This window comes from Marinibactrum halimedae (assembly GCF_021234875.1).
GTDB lineage: Bacteria > Pseudomonadota > Gammaproteobacteria > Pseudomonadales > Cellvibrionaceae > Marinibactrum > Marinibactrum halimedae.
Genome location: NZ_JAJQVM010000007.1, coordinates 141,978 through 159,892 on the forward strand (window position 1 = coordinate 141,978; position 17,915 = coordinate 159,892).

Here is a 17,915-nt window from a genome sequence, read left to right on the forward strand (position 1 = left end):
TCAATTTTGGATAGAAAGTGAGGACAAACAATGCCAACAGTCAGTAGTGCATGTGCTCATCAAAGTTTAACCTCCTTCGGTAAAACGCAGAGCTTGATCGCTTTTTTAGCCGTTATTTTTCTTGCAATAACCTTATCGCTTTCGGCTTATGCTAATGTGACCATCACAACCGCTTCTGATACGGAAAAGGAAAAGTACATTAAAGCGTCTTTGGAGACCTTACTTCGGCAGTACCCGATTCAACAATGGGTCTATATGGAAAAGATAATGGTGGATGAGACGGCGAGAACGCCCCACAGCCACCCGGTTGTAACCATGAGTACACAACAAGAATATTTAAACAGTACTACGAAATTGCTGTCGACATTTTTGCATGAGCAATTTCATTGGCATGTGATTATAAATGGTAAGCCAACAAAAAAAGCTTTTAGAACCAGAATTGAAAGCCAATTCCCCAATCCGCAATGGCAGCGACCCTACGGCAGTGGTGATAAAGGCGGTACATTATCGCATTTGATCGTTTGTTACCTTGAATACAAAGCTTTAAGCAGCCTTATTGGAGAGAAAAAGGCTTACGCTAATTTAGCGTCTAATGAATACTATACATGGGTGTATAAAACCGTATTAGATCCTGCCAATAAAGAGATTTTTGAAGGTCTTTTAGATGAATTTGGTTTGATGATACAGGCCTAGGTACTGTATGAAAGAGTGTAATCTTAAGAAGAGGCACCAATAAATTCTTTGCCACTTCCTTAGTTAATTTTGAATAACCCATCCTGATAAAGCCAATTTCCATAAAGCCAATTTCCATAAAACCAATCACTATAAAATCAGCTCGATAAAAGTCTTATTTGATTCAATTTGGATCACTGTGTTTGATTTTTGTTCTTTTGGGAGTGGCTCTATGAATTTTAATATTAAAAAACCTATTTAATTTGTGTTGCTTAAAAAAATTCAGGTATGATTCCCAGCATTTTTATTTTCCTAAAATTCCCGCCATTTGGGTGTGTTTAAAAAATAATCACTCATAAGGGAGTTCTTTGCTTAAAAACTGTAGGGATAGCCATGCTTCATCGCTTATTGGTTTGTTGTACTGTCGTTTTTTCTATCGTGTCTGTGGCGAGTTCATTTGCGAACGGGGTGTCACAAAATGATGTCTTTCAAAGTGAAAAAACGATACCTGAAATTGTCGCATTTAATGCAAGCTCGTTTTCGTTAGCAGGCCCAAACACGCCCGTGACGTTGAGTTGGCAGGTGGAAAAGGCAACGCGAATTCGATTAATGGATGATGCGTGGGGAACCCTGCAAGATGATTTGTCCAGCGAGGGCAGTACCACTTTTACTCCCGGAGTAGGGCAGCGATATTGGTTGGTGGCTTACGGTGAAGGAGGGCAAGCCTCTCGCGCTGTGGAAATTAAAGTGGCCGTATCAGACAGTAATGCCCATGCATTATGGCCAACTAGCCAATCTATTGATTCGTTACAAAGTCGAGTTTCTACATCGTTAACGACGGCGGAAGATGGCAGCAGTTACCTTGGGGATTTAAGCGGAAATTATTATAAGTTTTCAGCGAACGGCCAGTTACTTTGGAAACATCCTATTGGTGTGGTGATGCAACAAGGATTATTGGTAGGCGACTATCTTATTCTTGGTGTGAGTGATGGCGCTTCAGAAAATTCAGAGCGTGACTCAGGAAGTGATTTTGCACCCTCTTCGGCGAAGGGAAAAGTACTTGTATTGGATACTGAAACCGGTGGTATCAAAGCACAGTATGCTACCCGTGGAGCGGTACTGGCCCAGCCCATCTGGGATGCAAGCCACGAAATTGTTTATGCCGCTGATTTTAATGGTGTCATTTATGGTTTGCAGCTACAGGTGAGTGGCAGTGTTGTTCGTTTAATTCATGCTCGTGAATATCAATTAGAGCAATGGGGTGAGCAAAGTAATGCGATTGTGTCGGCTCCCACATTAATGGATGACATTCTTTATGTAAGCACCCGCGATGGGACATTAATTCCCGTCAGTATGCGCTTTGATGGCGTACGTCATGCAGAGCGTATTGAGGCTGTTTCTCCTTCCTCAAAAGATCAAAATCCATCCCAGAAAGCCACGGATAATGCCCCCTCTAGGGAGTTTGAATTATGGCGTCGCAAGCTCGGTGGTGAGGGAGAAAAATAATGAAGAATAACGGCATAAAACAGTGGATGAAATTGGGTTCTGGTGTGAGTGGATTGGTGAAAACGTTGAATAAAGCGGTATCTTTTTTCTCTTTTAAGCGCGTTTTTTTACTGCATTCTCTTTTTCTCTCATGCGCGCTTTTTGCACAGCCTCACCCATCGGTGACGTTTACAGATGTGAGCTTTACAAATGGTAACAATGGTTTTTCATACGCAGATGAGTTTAAATTTCAAACAAGAACTCTGACCTGTGCAGTGCAAAATACAAACTCACCTGATGATGGTGAAGAATGTGTTCATTCTTGGATTCAGGCTAGAGCTTACCATGTTAATGATTCTTCAAGGCCGTTTTGGGTAAGTCAGAAAATTGAAGCCCCCGAGGTGAGTAGTTATTCTATCCCCTCTATCGACGTTAGTTTTACTGTTCCATTTGAAGGCATAGAAGATGAGCTGATAGAGCTTAAGATTTTTTGGTCCGAAAGAAATGATTATTGGGAGAGCTGCGATGAAGGCGATGAGTATGGATGTCAAGGTGCTGGTTCCTACTCTAATATAACAGCGCCTATTGCGTCCTATTACATTGAGCATCGACATGTGCCGCCACCTTCAAGCGCAACGGCTGCTATATCTTCACAAAATATCAACGTTGCTGATAAAACCTCGTCCTATACTTTGACGTGGGGTAAAAACACCAGCGGTGGCCCAGTTGAAACTTTCTTAATACAAGAAAAAATCGGTACACAAGGTGAGTGGAAGACCATTGGTACCCACACCACCAGCGGCGATAGCTTTACTTATAAGCCGGCCTTCTCGGGAGATACGGCTAATTATCGTTATTCCAATAACAATAATGGTGATAATGGTACGTTAGCTATTACCAAAGATATTGGTAATTCAGGTCAGCAATTCTTTTATCAAGTTCAAGCAAGAAGTGCTGTAGGCAATTCTAGCCCTACGTCCACGAACGTCACCGTCAACGCCAATAGTGAACCCACCATCAGTTTCCGTGCCCCTTCTGATAACCAACGTATTTTATTGCCGGGCGATACCCAATATATCCCCATCAGTGTTGGGGATATATTAACGTTTATTCCTAAAGAGCCTGAACCTGTTGACCTCACCGTAACCGTTGATGTTTACGATGGTGATGGAATTGAATCGGTCACGTTTAAATTAGTGGATGCCAATGGCTCTACAGTGCGTGGCCCAGATACGGTAGCCGGTACCGTTAATGCCAATGGGGGCTACAATACCAGCGGTGAATTTACACACACTTGGTTTAATTTCACAGAAGCCTGTGTCAATTGTAAAGTGATCGTCACAGTGAAAGATGGCTCAGGCTTTACCACGGATTCTTATGGTCAGCGCGTTCGTGTTGGTAAAGACCCCTCAAGCAGTTTGGTTTTTGTGAACGGTGCAGGTCAGTCTCTCGGTACACAGTTAAATGTACAGGAAAATCATACTGTTCGTATTAAAGCGAATGTGACGGCTCATGATGGCACACTCAATAATATCGAATACCTTAATTTCCCCTGCGCAATGGATACCTCGCAAGGTCAGCCGAATGGCACCCGTTTTAATAAAACATTTAGCTGGGAAGCAAAACTCAATAACCCAGGTTGTTCAAGTAATACCGTTCGCTTTTACCCTCAAATCAAAGTCAATGACAGCAATGGCGGTAGTGCTTTAACAGAAGCGTTAACGCTGCATGTGAAACCCAGTGAGCCACCGGCAGCTCCCAATCAATTAAATGCAGTTGAGCACACCTCAAGGCCAAATACGTTAAGCGGTGCGGCACCGGAATTTAATTCGACTTCCAGCCTGTTTAATGTTCGTTGGAACAGCCAGGGGGGGGATGATTATGTATTGTATTGGACAAAAACGCCGTTTGGCGCAGAGCAGCCGGTATTTAATGAGGATGCTTGGCAGTCGATCCCTCGTGGTGGGCGTTTAGAACATGCCTTTGTCGCTCGTGAAAACGTTACTTATTATTTTGCGGTAAAAGCCTGTTGGCGAATTACCCGTGGCGCCGGTTCTGGGAATTATTGTGGTAATGCATCTGAGATTGTGCAGGTGAATGTGCAATCTACCGATTTGGTTCCAGTATTGTCGGTAGATTCGCCCAACAATATGGGGCAATACACGCTAACCATGGGAAGCGTGTCAGTTGCAGGTCAAACCTATGGGCTGCAACAGCGCCGCTTAACCGGCGGTGAAACGCCGTGGGAGTCGGTCAACCCCAATGGCCGTTTAACAAGCCATCGTTACACTCTCTCGTCTCAGCGTCCTGGCCGATATGCTTATCGGTTTAATGTCTGCGAAGGCAATAACTGCACCGCTTTCAGTAACGAAGTGATAGTGGAAGTATTTGCACCGCAACCCTTGAGCGGTCAAGTGGAGGAATCGAATCAAACGCTATCGATATCGGGTTTATGGTTGCCGGCGAATTCAGTGGTTTCAATAGAAGCCCTGAGTGACGCTTCTATTCGTGAAGAATACCGAGCGGGCCAACAAGGGGTTCGCCATATCGTGGTAAATAATACGGGCGAATTTGAATTTACTGGCTTACCGTTGAGCGACGCTTTATTCAGTGCGTATCGTGGTGTGGGCGTGAAAGTGACCGTCACCGCCGAAAATGGTGTTTCGGGCAGTTACCCGTTATTAGCATCCCAATCGCAAACCTTTGTTGAATATAGCGCGTCTGCATCGTCGGTGTATTACGACGCTCTAGGCACACCTAAAGCCATTTATGTGGGGGCAGGAAATTCCCTCTATGCACTCGACCCACAAACCGGTGAGGATTTAGTTGGCTGGCCATTTACCACCTATGGCAACATCGTGGCCAAGCCGGTGATTGACGGAGTGAACGGAAATGTTTTTGTTGGCTCTCGTGATAATACCTTTTATGCCATTAATAGCAGTGGGTTTAGTGTGTGGCGAGTGTTAACCGGCTCCGATATTGTCGCATCTGCTTTATTGGATGGTGACGGTAATGTGTATTTCGGCAATATGGATGGTTTGTTATACAAAGCCGATACTGAAACCGGCACTTTAGATTGGGCCTACAATGCCACCGATGCCATTACAAGTGCGCCACAATTGGCCAACAGTGGCCAGACGATCTTGGTGACCACGAATACAGGTGCTTTGCACGCCATTGGTCGTGGTGTATTAAGTGGCCAGCTTTATACTTGGAGCGATGCGTTTAACCGAACCCTATTGGGTGACGGGGTAGACGCTAACGGTAACCCCAATGAGTGGCAACCAGACCCAGCGTACATTAATTACTTTACGCAAATAGGTCGTTTGTACTATTTATTGCTGAAAAATTACCACATTAATGAAGCAGAGGCAGACAACCCACTGGATCGTACGGTAATGACGTTCTGGACGTACGTTATGTCTAACCGTGGCAATTTGGATGAGGTGTCACAGGCATTTTTATCGTCGAATCTCGATATTACTCGCCGTTTGGCCCGTTTATCTCATGAAGAGTTTTTGAATGCACTGTTTGCGTATGCCTTGCCAAATAGTAATGGCGATGCACGCCAACTGACGTTTACCCATGGTGACAACCAGAATTACAACGCGTTATTGTCGGGCTTAAATAGCGGGCAGTTTACCCGTGCCCACGTTGCGTCACTATTTGCACAAGCCAGCAATTTTGCGGTTTTTGATCGTGAACTCGAAGACGCCTTTGATTTCTTTTACCCACCCGAAAACATCACGTTCAACTTTAGTTGCGAAGTGAATGAGCAAGACTTAACGCGCCGTGAGTTGTATTTATTGGACTGCGACCAAGACCAGTTGCCTGATTATTGGGAGCTTATTTATTTCGGGGATATTGAAACCCAAAGCGGTCAAGATATTTCACCCAATAGCGGCGAGTCGCTTGTTGAGGTGTATTCTGGTCGCAGAGACCCGTGTGCACAGGTGTGTAATCGTGAGGTGAGTACGGAATCGCAAGAGCCGGCTTCGTTGCCGTCATTGAGTTCGTTGGGTTTATCGACAGATGATTTGGCATTAAGTGACCAATTACAACTGACCAGTGGCAGTTTTAGAGTCAGTGAGTCGGGCGCTGCGATGTATAACATTGCTATTGCCGCTCTACCTGGTACTGCGGGTGTTGCGCCTCAAATTGCACTGGGGTATTCCAGTCAGTCTGGTAATGGTTTAGTGGGTCGAGGTTGGAGTATTTCTGGTTTGTCGTCCATTAGTCGCTGTCGTCAAACCCTTGGGCAAGACAATGCGAATTACCCCATTAATTGGACAGAACGAGACCGATACTGTTTGGATGGCCAGCGTCTTGTTGTGGTCAGTGGTGAGTACGGTGCACTAAATGCCGTTTATCGAACAGAAGTGGATAGCCAAGTTGTCGTTACCTCTTATGGTGGTGATGTAGGTTCACCCGACTATTTCGTGGCAGAGAAAAAAGATGGCTCATTAACCTTTTATGGTGATTTGTCTTCGGTGAACAATTCACAGCTTAAAACCGAAGATGACCATATTTTAACGTGGGCACAAAGCCGCTTTGAAGACAGTGTGGGTAATGGCGTTGACTATTTTTACAAAACGGTAGGGGGGCACAGAATAGACCGTATTGATTATGCCTACGGTAATAGCTCTACTCCAGCGGCCTCCACTCAATTTAATTATGAAGGTGATCGTAAAGACCCGATTGTTGGAGCGGTGGGTGGATATACTTTTGAAACCAATCACCTGCTTAAGTCTATTGAAGTCATCAATAATGAAATTGGGCAAACACTGCGTAAGTACCATTTAAATTACATCCCTTTTTCGACCAGTTTCAATCACATTAATAAACTGGAAAGTATTCAAGAAGAGGGTGCAGACGGCACGCTATTAAAACCTTTAGTGTTTGGCTGGAAAAATAATTACAGCAATGATTTCGCTTTTGATCGCTCCTACGAAGTAGCGGATTCTCATGAAAGGCAATCTGTTTCTAGCCAGTTTATGGCAGACATTAATGGCGATGCTTATTCAGATTATGTTTGGGTTGAATCCCGAAGGGAGGATGGTAAGAAAACCATAGGCCGGCAGTACATCAGTTACGTGTACGGTGGAAAAGGCGGCTTCAATTTTGATGATAAACATCACATCCGAATTAGAAGTAATGGTTGGCTTTCTAGACGAGTTCAGCCAATCGACATTAACGCGGATGGCCGCAGTGATATTGCCTTTTTTGAACGTGCTGACGGTGAGCGCGGGACGCATTGGAAAGTTTTAATTTCTGAGCCTCAGGGGGATCAGTGGGGCTTGCCAGAGGGAGTGCTGGATAAGAGAGGTGAACCAACGGATTCAAGAGCCATCATTATTAATGTGGAAGATGAAACCACGAATTTTATCGATGTGAATGGCGACGGCCTTTCTGATGCGGTGAGTTTGAGTGGTTATCGATTATTAGAGAGAAACCCAAACGCCTCAGACTCTGATGCAAATTACTATCGTTACGGTGATGAAATACCGTTTATTCAGCCTGAGCTTGAGCCTTGGGATGGTTATATTGCTGAATTATCTGAGGAGAATGGGGATTATTATTCTCTAGAGGCTCAAAGCACTTATATTGCTCCGGGCGGCGCAGGGGATTTTAATGGCGATGGAGTCATGGACTTCATTGTTATGCATACCGCTGCGGTATCTGGGACGAATACATTTTTTGGAAATGTAGGTCAGCTTACGCGATTTTATGCTGCGACCGTTGTTGATGACAAAATAACCGTCATTGCTAAATTGATGGAATATATGCAGGGTAATAGTCTGGATAATGACCAAGAGTTTCGTTATCAAGAATCCGATTACCGTCGTCATGTTACCCTAGAGCAATCTGTACAGGTGGTGGATTTTAATGGAGACGGCCTATCGGATGCTCTCCTCAAATATGATATGCCTCAAGATGTCCCGGAATCCTTAGGCGCCCCTGACTTTGATCGTAACAAGCAAGATTTGTATACCTATCGATTAAATAATGGTAACGGCTTTGATGAGGAAACCGTTATTGGGGTTTACCACGAAGACGATAGCATTCAACTTGCCGACTTTAACTCGGACGGTAAAGCGGATTTGATTACGGTAAGTGAAGATGAAAGCAGCCCTGATATTTATCTTCGACGTTGGTTGGGCCGTGGTTTTACAGAAAGTTATTACCTAGGCCGCTCACTTACAGGTGATTCGGTTCAGCATACGTTGATGGATATTACTGCTGATGGTCGTTTGGATATTCTCGCACGCAGAAGTCGTATCAGTGGTGGAAGAAATCGAACGTCTTTATCTGTTTTCCACGCCGAGTTTGATGGCGAAGTAATGGATGTGATCGACACGGTAACCAATGGTTTTGGTGCGACCACGAAAATTCATTATGGCTCACTGGTGGATTTAAAGGGTGAAGTATCTGTGCCTGAAAAAACCAATGAGTATTACCAAAGCTTGCGTGACAATTTACCTTATTCCGCTGCCATCGAGGAGCACACGTCTAAAGTTGACCCCCATACTTTGGGTAAATACCGCCCAGTCTTTGACGTGATTAGCCCAATGAATGTCGTGGTCAAGGTGGAATCCAGCGCTCCGGCAGTCAATGATGAAGATGAAGTTGATATTGATGCTATGAGTGCGGTGTCGTATGAATACGGAACCCTGCGTGTTCAGGCTTCTGGGCGGGGTTTGCTTGGGTTCGATAGTTTGACCTCAATTGATGAGCAAACGAAGGTTCGGACGACAACACGTTATCGTCAGGATTTTCCATTTATCGGGTACCCACTATCTACATTAGTTGAAGTGCCTACAGATGGAGGATACAAGCCTATTAGTGCTTCAACCAATGTATGGAAATTACGTGGGTGGAGTGAAAGTGACAATGGCCATAATCGTAATGTCGCCGCCAATGAAGGTACGGCAGCATTGGGCGCTTTGCATATGTATTTGGCAGAAAGTGTCGAGACCAATTTTGACTTAGAAGAAGCCAAGCAAGGAGGTGGGGCGCCACTGGCGACCGTTACCACGATTACCGGTGAGCCCGATGAGCATGGCAATGCAGGTCTTGTCACCGTAACCACAGTGGGCAATGGGGAATCGTTTACTCAAGTTACTCGCAGTGAATACGATTCGAAATCCTTGTCTTTTGACAATGCTCATCACACCCTGAGTTCTTATCGTCAATTAGGTCGACTAAGTCGTGTTGAGGTTCGTCATGAAAGACAAACCCTGACCGGTAATGATACTGCCACTCGTGTTTCGGCTTTTGAGTATTATGATGCCGGTCATGAAGCGGGATTAATGAAAGCCGAAATTATTGAGCCGGATTTATCCGAGTTTAGGGTTCGCACGGAATACCAATACGATGATTTCGGGAACAAGCGAGCGACCACAGTTTCCGGCGCAGAAGTGGCGGTTTCTGAGGTTGAGGGGAATAGCCATCTCGGAGACCTTTCTCGATCATCCACAACCACGTTTGATGAGCGGGGTCGTTATGCCAATCAAACGACCAATGCTCTAGGGCAAGTGACTGAAACCGTTCTCTCTCGCAACCCGTTTGGTCAGCCTTCAGTTGTTGAAGATGTTAATGGTGTGGTTAGCCAAACTCTCTTTACGCCAATGGGCGTGCCCTATTTGAATTACTCCTCCAATGGTGCTTACAGCGTTACATTGCATCGCCCGATTGGCGCCGATTGCCCGAATGGCGGTGCGTTGATTACCCAGCAATGGCAAGCGGGTGGAGGTCAATCTTTCGAGTGTTTGGATACTTTGGGCCGTAGTGTTCGTCAAGCCTCAAAGCGCTTTAATGGGCGCTGGTCTTTTGTGGACACGCAATACGATGCTTTGAACCGCGTATTGAAAACCTCTGAACCTTTTGCTCCAGGTACATCAGATTCCGATTTGCTGTGGAGTCGTGTGACTTATGATGAGCAGGGTCGTGTTATTCGTGCTGAGGCGCCGGGTATTCATGAGCCCATATTAACTCGCTACGATCGCTTCAGTGTGATCGAGACAAACCCTCTGGGCCAGCAAAAACGTAATGAAAACAATGCCATGGGTGAGTTGGTGAAAATCACCAACGGGTTGGGTGCCGGCAGTGATGCCGATACCGAAAGTACCATTGAGTACCACTATGACGCTCAAGGGAATTTAGAAGATACCGTTACCCGCAGTGCGGCAGGGGAAAGTACGGTAACCATTGAGTATGATTTAGTGGGTCGCAAAATGTACATGAACGACCCAGATAAGGGGGAGTGGCGATACACGTTTAATGCCTTAGGTGAGTTGCGCGAACAGATGGACGCCAAAGGCCAAAAAGTCATTATGGCTTACGATGAGTTGGGCCGAGAAGTTCATCGCTGGGATTACATAAATAATGCGGGCTCCTCAGAGTTGGAGAGCCATTCTCAATGGGTTTACAACAATGCTCAAAAAGGCAGCGGTCGCAATGGTCGTGGCGCGCTAGAGCAGGTTATTCAGTCTGATGGCTACCGCGAAGCCTATTTTTACGATGACTTAGGCCGAGCGGTGGAAAGCCACACCTTTATTCCTGAGGTTAATAATTCAGACAATACAGAAGTCTTTAAAAGCTTTACTGCGTACGATGCCATTGGCCGTGTTTGGAAAACCTTTGATGCGGCCAGCACTGAAATTGCAGATTCTGAGTGGGAATACACCGGCGTTCGTAATGTGTATAACAACCACGGTTATTTATGGCAGGTGGTGGATGCCATGGAGCTGGATCGTGCTGCCAAACGCACTTTCCAAACCGTACAGGCAATGGATCTTCGCGGTAACGCTACCTCTATTTTGTATGAAAATGGCTTAACCTCAACGCGGGTTTACGATGATGAAACGGGGCGCTTAAGGGCATTGCGCACCACTACGGCCTTGGGCGACGAGGTGCAATCGCTCAGTTACGACTGGGACGATGTGGGCAACCTTGAATACCGTCACGACCATGTTCAAGGGCTGCGTGAAGACTTCGAATACGATGCTCTCAATCGAATCGAAGAGGCCGCACTGAATAACGGTACTTCACAAACCTTGTCTTACGATGCCTTTGGCAATATTCGTTCTAAATCCGGTGTGGGTACTTATCAGTACGGCAGCGAGTGCAATGCCAATCAAAATGCCGGCCCTCATGCAGTCTGTGCAACCAGTGATGGCGTGCAGTATTTCTACGATGCCAACGGCAATCTCATTCGAGAAACCGCTTCGGGTGAGTGGGGTGGACGTACGTTTGCCTACACCACGTTTGATAAACCCAATCGAATTACCAAAGGCAACCACACGGTGACGTTTGATTATGGCCCAAGCCGCAGTCGTTACCGCCGAGTGGATTCGGGTAATGGGGAAACCACCACCACACTCTACTTGGGCAATGTAGAACGCATTTCTTACCAAGGTGGCGACAAGCACGGCACCACGGAAATGAAACGTTATATCGGTGCGAGTTTGATAACACTGACGGTGGGTGGTAGTGAAGGTTACACCCAAGAAACCGCCCAAGTGATGCTGAAAGATCACCTAGGTTCTACCGATGTTATCACCAATATGGTGGGTGATATTTCTGTGGCCCAGCGCATGAGTTTTGATGTGTGGGGGCAGCGCCGAAATGTTACCGACTGGGATAACTTTGGTTTTAGTGAGTTATCCAACTTTGACCATTCCAATACTACGAAAGGCTTTACCGGCCACGAAATGTTGGATGAGGTTGGGGTGGTTCACATGAATGGTCGTATTTACGATGCGCGCTTAGGGCGTTTTTTACAGGCAGATCCTCATGTAGATGGTGCAACGAATACTCAGGGCTTTAATCGGTATGCCTATGTTCATAATAATCCATTGAACGCTACGGATCCTTCAGGATATTTTAGTTTTAAGGGCCTTTATAAGGCACAAATGAGAATGACAGGCCGTTGGGCTCTTCATAAGTATTTAGCAAATCATTCGCCTGGACTTGCCAGTGTCATTCAGGTGGGTTTAAATTTTATTCCCTATTTTGGGCAACTTGCATCAGCACACTTTTCTTTTGATCAGTCATTTTTTGCAACGAGAAGTTTTAACCAAGCATTTAGGAGTGGAGCTATATCTTATATTTCTTCTGCCGCCTTTAATGCTGTGGGAGAGTATTTTGGTGCTGTAGATTCAACCCGCACTCTTTGGGGGGCCAAAGGCTTGTTTGCGCAAGGTGTAGCTCATGGCGTGGTTGGTGGAGTCATGGCTGAATTGCAAGGTGGTAAATTTGGTCATGGGTTCGCGGCGGCGGGAGTAGGGTTCGCAGCAGGAGCAACAGCGGAAGTTAACAATTGGTCTACAGGGGCCCAGTTTGCAGTTAGTGTTATCGCTGGTGGGACTGCCAGTGAAATAACCGGAGGTAAGTTTGCCAATGGCGCGGTGACGTCGGCATTTGGATTTATTTTTAATCAACTGAATCATCCTGCTGAGCCTGATGCACAAAAGGGAGCTGATCCTGATATTGGTGGATACTCTCCGGTTCCAGGAACTTACCTAAATGAAAATGGCGAAGCCGTTACCGTTGATCTACAGGTTTATGGAAATGGTAATGAGGCGTTGGTTAGTGCAGATGGGACAACAGCATATCAGTTCGATCATAGAACAGGATTGTTGGTTAATCCGTTAGCGACAGGTGTCGCGGGTGAGGCATGTGTTTTGGCTTGTCTTGCCCCAATTGCGCGAGGTTTGCAGTTATTACGTGGGTCTACGGTGACTGTCACTTCATGGGCAGGCGCGGGACAAACAGCAGATTTGGCCGCAGGACGTTGGGTTATGGTTGGTGGTGCAACTCGGTGGAATTATGCCAGAACTTTCCTTTGGGGCCCTCAATCAAGGGGTGGTCAAATTATTTGGCGTGGTTATAGCCGCAACCCTTTCTCAAATTCCATTACGGGTACAGTTCCGCGTTCAAGTGTAGGATGGCCTACAGGCCGGAATTTCTTTAGAGGGTTTTTCGGGCAGAGACAGCTTAAATAGTAGTGATGATATGGTTATCTTTTTTTATTTGTGTGTGTCTTTATTGGTTTTGAAATTACTCTGGAATCTTTGGATACCAATAGAAATTACTTTTTTATGGAACAAAGAATCAAGAAAAAATACAGGGGTGTCTTTAGCCCCTGTTGAAATCTTGCTTCTTCTGATTGTTTCGATTTTATCCTTTTTCCATGATTCATTATCAATATTAGGCTTTTCAGGGTTTACCCTATTTGGTATAGGGTTCGTATTGATATTGTTGTCCTACTTTTTTATGCAGGGTTTCTTAAAGGTGTTTCGGAGTCGGTTTGATTCATAGCTGCAATAGGTGATTTATAGTGAAGCTTGCGACTTTCGGAATAAAAGTTCTGCAAGAGTGATTATTTTTTTACTGTTTTCGATATTTGTAATGTTCGAGTTGTTTATGTGCTTAATGCCGTGAAATGCTCCCCAGATTGCACAGGCCATTGAGCTAATAGTGTCAACGTCTCCACCAAGTGAGAATATTTGGCTAAGCATTGAATCAAATGTTTGGTCTCGGAACTTTAAAGAAAAATAAATGGCGGTAACGCATGATTGTGGGGCCGCTATTCCATTGCCTAGTTTTCTTTTTATCTCTTTGAGTTTTATGTCTGACTGTCTTACGGCCTCAGTGCAAAAAGTAATTTTATCCTTGTAGATTGTTGATTGGCATTGATGGTGTAGTTCCTTCAGGATTGCCTCACTGCTCAAGCCTTGAAATGCCGCTTGAGTTGCCAGTGCTATAAGCTTGGCGCCTTCAATACCTAAAGGATGGGCATGAGTAATTTCAGCGCTTTTATTAACGTTGTCTATCAATGCTTGGGTGTTAGAAGGGAAGCACATGGCTAATATAGGGGCTCTCATTGCTGCGCCATTCCCAAATGATCCTGTTTTAAATTTCTTTTTGTTTACTTCTCTCCAGTTCTTTCCCTTTTTAATGAGCCTTAACAGATGTGAAGTAGAAGGGCCATATCCTCTTGACCACTGATAGCTCTGTGAGAATGTGTGTGCTAAATGGTCTTGGTTTATTGCGTCGTTATGAAGGAATGACTCTGCTAAGTCGATAGCCATTTGAGTGTCGTCGGTGTATCTGAGCTTTCCATCCCGCGTTTTACCTATGGCTTTCCAGAGCAATCTCTCTAATGGGCCTCCTTCGTAAGGTGCTCCGAGTGCATCTCCGATAGCTAGACCTAAGAAACACCCCTTGTATTTATCCAAATTAATCATTTTAAAACCCTGGAAAAATAAAAAAGAAAGAGATTTAAAGCCCTAATTTCAAAACTAGGGCTTTTTAGTTTTTACTGTTCGTTGGTGAGCACCAAACACCCCTCCATAACCCTGACCTTCACAGGCGAATCAATCTCAAATCCTGCTTTGATTAACCAATGGCCTTTAAGGTGAATCTCACCGATGGGTGTGCGTTGGCGGCAACTCTGGCTAAGCTGGTAGGAGTGGTAAGCCTCTCTGACTTTTAGCTGCCGTTGTTGGTTTTTAGTTTTAGCCAAGCGTGAAGCTTGTGTATCATGGTTTGTAGTCATAATCGATAGTCTCATATCGTTTGTGATTAGCTGGCTGTTTGGGTTGCACCCCATTCAGTCAGCGCCTTTGGTTTAACGTTACTTTGTACCTTCACGTAGTTGTGATTGTTTAGCCTGATACTTCAAGATCAGCCCTTCAAGCACAGCCTGAGCAACCTTCTTATCCTCTTCCTCGAATTTACTAACGGTCTCAAATTGAAAACGTAGGCTGTCATCAGGGCCGCGTTCACCCTCATCAAAAATTAGCATATCTGCACTAACCCCTAGCGTAATAGCTAACTTCCGAATGACTTCTAGTGTGGGTTGGCTGTCACCACCTTCATAACGGTTGATCTGAGTGAGATGCACTTGAACGGCATCGGCCAGCGCTTGTTGCGTCAGTCCTCGGTCTTTACGTAAGGCCGTTAGGCGATCAGAAAAGCTCATAGTCAGTAGCTCAATAGTGGATGGAAACATGACTATAAACCCCCTTTGCATATTGGATAGTTGATAATTACAGTATATGCTAATAACATATTAGCGTAAATGCGTATTGACAGGTTTTTGGGGGAATCACCATGGCACGACTGGCTGATGAGGACACAAAATTAAAAGGACACCCAAGATAATTTGACAAAATCTAATCAGTTGTTCAAAATGCAATCATCACTATTCAGATCTGATAAAAACTCATGACAAAAGCCAGAAAGCAACAAATCTCGTTGGAATCAACACCCTATTACCACTGTGTTACTCGCTGTGTACGCCGTGCATTTTTGTGTGGTGAGGATCGACAGACGGGGCAGTCTTTTGAGCATCGTCGTGGGTGGATTGAAGATCGCTTATTAGAGCTGCAAACGGTATTTGCCATTGATATTGCCGCCTATGCTGTGATGAGTAATCACTATCATGTGGTGTTGCATGTGAATAAAGCTCAGGCGGAAAATTGGAGCGAGCTTGAGGTGGCAGAACGTTGGCAACAGTTGTTTAAGGGCACGCTGTTAACCCAAAAATTCGCACGAAAAGAGAAGTTGGAGCCTGCTGAATACGATGCGGTTAGTGAGCTGGTAGCGGTGTGGCGCAAGCGTTTAATGGATATTAGCTGGTTTATTCGCTGTACCAACGAATTTATTGCTCGCAAAGCCAACGAAGAAGATCAGTGTACAGGGCGTTTTTGGGAAGGACGATTTAAATCTCAAGCGCTCCTGGATGAGAAAGCCCTAGCAGCGTGCATGGCTTATGTGGATTTAAATCCGATTCGTGCTGCAATGGCAGAAACACCCGAAACTTCAGAGTATACCTCCGTAAAATCCCGCTGTGAAAAAGCAAAAGCGGCGACGTCTCCTAATCATAAATATCAGCAACCGAATACCTTAATGCCTTTTGTTGGTAATCCACGAGAACCGATGCCGGAAGGCTTGCCGTTTAAACTGACGGAGTATTTGGAGCTGGTGGATTGGACGGGTAGGCATTTAAGAAGCGATAAGCCTGGGGCGATTGATTCGAAGCTGCCATTAATTCTAAATCGCTTGGGAATTGATATAAAGCATTGGTTGTATATGACCCAACATTTTGAGAGTCGATTTAAAGGTTTGGTGGGGAGTGTATATAGTTTGAAAAAAGCTTGTCAATCTTTGGGGATGAAAAGAATATCGGGTTTGTCTGCTTGCAGTGAGTTAATGGAGTAATGTGATCTAACACCAATTCTTAAAGTTAGATTGAAATAATTATTTTTAGAGGAATGTTTATGGATAATAAAAATTTATGGATTATTTCAACTAAGTCTATGCCGTTAGAGAACTCAATGGCAGATGTAGATGGATCTGATTACTATTACTCTGATTGTATTTTGATTTCACATGATTCAGCTTCGGCGGAGAAAAGTATTCCGCATTTACTGCGCGATCATGATATGGAGTTGCTGGAAGTGATTGGGTGTGTGCCTTATGTTGAAGATGATTGGAGCGAATCTGATCAATATCAAGATATAAAGGATGCTGTTGAGCAAGTAAAACAGACAGGGACTCCTTCATTTGCTTTGTTTATTTCTTCCCAAGCCATGGATTTTGAAGATGAAGAAAATAATGAGGTAGAGTGGGTTTTTGGAAAAAAAGAAGAAGGCAAATAGTATGCTTTTTGAAACAGTGGCGACCTCAATGGCAGAAGGAAGTCCAAAATTTAAAATGGATGTGTCGTTGGTTTTTGGTGGTAGAAAAGAGCGCGAAAAAGTATTGAGAACTTGTTTTGATTCTATAGAGGTGTGGTCTAAAAAATATGCCTCTGTAGGTGCTTCTCCCTTCGAATGTGAAATCAATTCTAAAACAAATTTTGCAGCAATTATAGAGGGAGAGGTTTGGGTCTTTGGAGTTGATTCAACTAATTACCTTGATATTGTTGCAGCAGTTACTGTCGCTGCGAAATGGTACAAAGTATCTCCGCAAGCATTTATGCGAAATATATACACTAAAAATTTGAATATGGAGGGAGAACATTTGATGGAAACGGCTGCTTTAATCCAGGCAAACAAAAGTTTGTATACCGGTGTTAGTTTGGCCATTCAAGAAGCGGCAAAATATTTCGGTGTGGTTGGAGAGGTTGATTTTTGGATAATGAGTAACAGCAAAAATCCAAAAATACCTAAACCCGATTTGCATCAAGCTTTGCGTGAAGGTGGTGCGGTTGGCTCGGCGGTGGCTAAGAAAAATTATCGATACACCAGCGGGAGTAATGATGGAAAAGAGCGTAGGCAAATAATTACCCATCTACATTTGGCTAAATTTAATATTTAATGCTGTGCAGGGCGTTTTTGGGAAGGACACTAAAAAAGGGACGACTTCTTCATGGAAAACGAGGGAGGTACAGGTGAAAAGATATAAGTCATTTTTTTAAAAGCCCTTTAAAAACAGGAGCTTAGGTAGGAAGGGAGAAGGGGAGGTATGAGCACTTGGCCTCCCCACCAGGGCTCGAACCTGGATCTAGGGCTTAGGAGGCCCTCGTTCTATCCTGTTGAACTATGGGGAGTAGAAAGCCAATTATAACCAACTACGGCATAAAATAACAAAACTTCTCCTGGCTTTTTAGTGTTTGATGCAGGGCTCCCTAGTAATAAATAACCAAATGCACTAAATTTTCAGCATCTTGATACCCTAAAATGTGATTAGCTGTGAATTTATCCAAAATTACCCTCCATGTGACCGACCCCAGAGATACAAAGAAT

General features: G+C 44.6%; 9 protein-coding genes and 1 tRNA gene. 6 read left to right on the top strand and 4 right to left on the bottom strand.

Going from position 1 to position 17,915, the window contains the following annotated elements:
• The first annotated feature begins 30 nt into the window (after window positions 1–30).
• The 3 genes from LU351_RS06185 to LU351_RS06195 all read left to right on the top strand — a co-directional run bounded on the left by LU351_RS06185 (window position 31) and on the right by LU351_RS06195 (window position 13,163).
• Entirely contained in the window at window positions 31–693 is a 663-nt protein-coding gene (locus LU351_RS06185; RefSeq protein WP_232593189.1) for a hypothetical protein, read from the top strand.
• A 372-nt stretch (window positions 694–1,065) separates the two neighbouring features.
• Entirely contained in the window at window positions 1,066–2,178 is a 1,113-nt protein-coding gene (locus LU351_RS06190) for a PQQ-binding-like beta-propeller repeat protein (protein ID WP_232593190.1), read from the top strand.
• Window positions 2,178–13,163, top strand: coding sequence for an RHS repeat-associated core domain-containing protein (locus LU351_RS06195; protein WP_232593191.1), 10,986 nt, complete (start codon window positions 2,178–2,180; stop codon window positions 13,161–13,163). The genes LU351_RS06190 and LU351_RS06195 overlap by 1 nt, the downstream gene beginning before the upstream one ends.
• Before the next feature lie 330 nt (window positions 13,164–13,493).
• Here LU351_RS06195 and LU351_RS06200 read toward each other — a convergent pair whose 3' ends face one another.
• The 3 genes from LU351_RS06200 to LU351_RS06210 all read right to left on the bottom strand — a co-directional run bounded on the left by LU351_RS06200 (window position 13,494) and on the right by LU351_RS06210 (window position 15,175).
• Window positions 13,494–14,408, bottom strand: coding sequence for an ADP-ribosylglycohydrolase family protein (locus tag LU351_RS06200; RefSeq protein ID WP_232593192.1), 915 nt, complete (start codon window positions 14,406–14,408; stop codon window positions 13,494–13,496).
• A gap of 71 nt (window positions 14,409–14,479) precedes the next feature.
• Window positions 14,480–14,719: a SymE family type I addiction module toxin gene (locus LU351_RS06205; protein WP_232593193.1), complete on the bottom strand. Its 240-nt coding sequence runs from the start codon at window positions 14,717–14,719 to the stop codon at window positions 14,480–14,482.
• A gap of 78 nt (window positions 14,720–14,797) precedes the next feature.
• Entirely contained in the window at window positions 14,798–15,175 is a 378-nt protein-coding gene (locus LU351_RS06210) for a helix-turn-helix domain-containing protein (protein ID WP_232593194.1), read from the bottom strand.
• A gap of 215 nt (window positions 15,176–15,390) precedes the next feature.
• On the opposite strand from LU351_RS06210, the gene LU351_RS06215 reads away from it, so the two are divergent.
• The 3 genes from LU351_RS06215 to LU351_RS06225 are packed head-to-tail and all read left to right on the top strand — an operon-like array spanning window position 15,391 to window position 17,487.
• Window positions 15,391–16,386 carry a transposase gene (locus tag LU351_RS06215; RefSeq protein WP_232593195.1) on the top strand — a complete coding sequence of 332 codons (996 nt, stop codon included), beginning with the start codon at window positions 15,391–15,393 and terminating at the stop codon, window positions 16,384–16,386.
• 59 nt (window positions 16,387–16,445) lie between these two features.
• A complete protein-coding gene (locus LU351_RS06220; RefSeq protein ID WP_232593196.1) occupies window positions 16,446–16,826 on the top strand; it encodes a hypothetical protein in 381 nt (126 codons plus the stop codon).
• A complete protein-coding gene (locus LU351_RS06225; RefSeq protein ID WP_232593197.1) occupies window positions 16,801–17,487 on the top strand; it encodes a hypothetical protein in 687 nt (228 codons plus the stop codon). Before LU351_RS06220 ends, LU351_RS06225 begins: the two co-directional genes overlap by 26 nt.
• Window positions 17,488–17,643: 156 nt before the next feature.
• On the opposite strand, the gene LU351_RS06230 is transcribed toward LU351_RS06225, so the two are convergent.
• Window positions 17,644–17,719, bottom strand: a tRNA-Arg gene (locus LU351_RS06230).
• Window positions 17,720–17,915: the final 196 nt, after the last annotated feature.

Bases quoted from the DNA above. Each gene is read 5' to 3' on its own strand.
- LU351_RS06185 (WP_232593189.1), top strand. From the start codon at position 31: ATGCCAACAGTCAGTAGTGCATGTGCTCATCAAAGTTTAACCTCCTTC.
- LU351_RS06190 (WP_232593190.1), top strand. From the start codon at position 1,066: ATGCTTCATCGCTTATTGGTTTGTTGTACTGTCGTTTTTTCTATCGTG.
- LU351_RS06195 (WP_232593191.1), top strand. From the start codon at position 2,178: ATGAAGAATAACGGCATAAAACAGTGGATGAAATTGGGTTCTGGTGTG.
- LU351_RS06200 (WP_232593192.1), bottom strand. From the start codon at position 14,408: ATGATTAATTTGGATAAATACAAGGGGTGTTTCTTAGGTCTAGCTATC.
- LU351_RS06205 (WP_232593193.1), bottom strand. From the start codon at position 14,719: ATGACTACAAACCATGATACACAAGCTTCACGCTTGGCTAAAACTAAA.
- LU351_RS06210 (WP_232593194.1), bottom strand. From the start codon at position 15,175: ATGTTTCCATCCACTATTGAGCTACTGACTATGAGCTTTTCTGATCGC.
- LU351_RS06215 (WP_232593195.1), top strand. From the start codon at position 15,391: ATGACAAAAGCCAGAAAGCAACAAATCTCGTTGGAATCAACACCCTAT.
- LU351_RS06220 (WP_232593196.1), top strand. From the start codon at position 16,446: ATGGATAATAAAAATTTATGGATTATTTCAACTAAGTCTATGCCGTTA.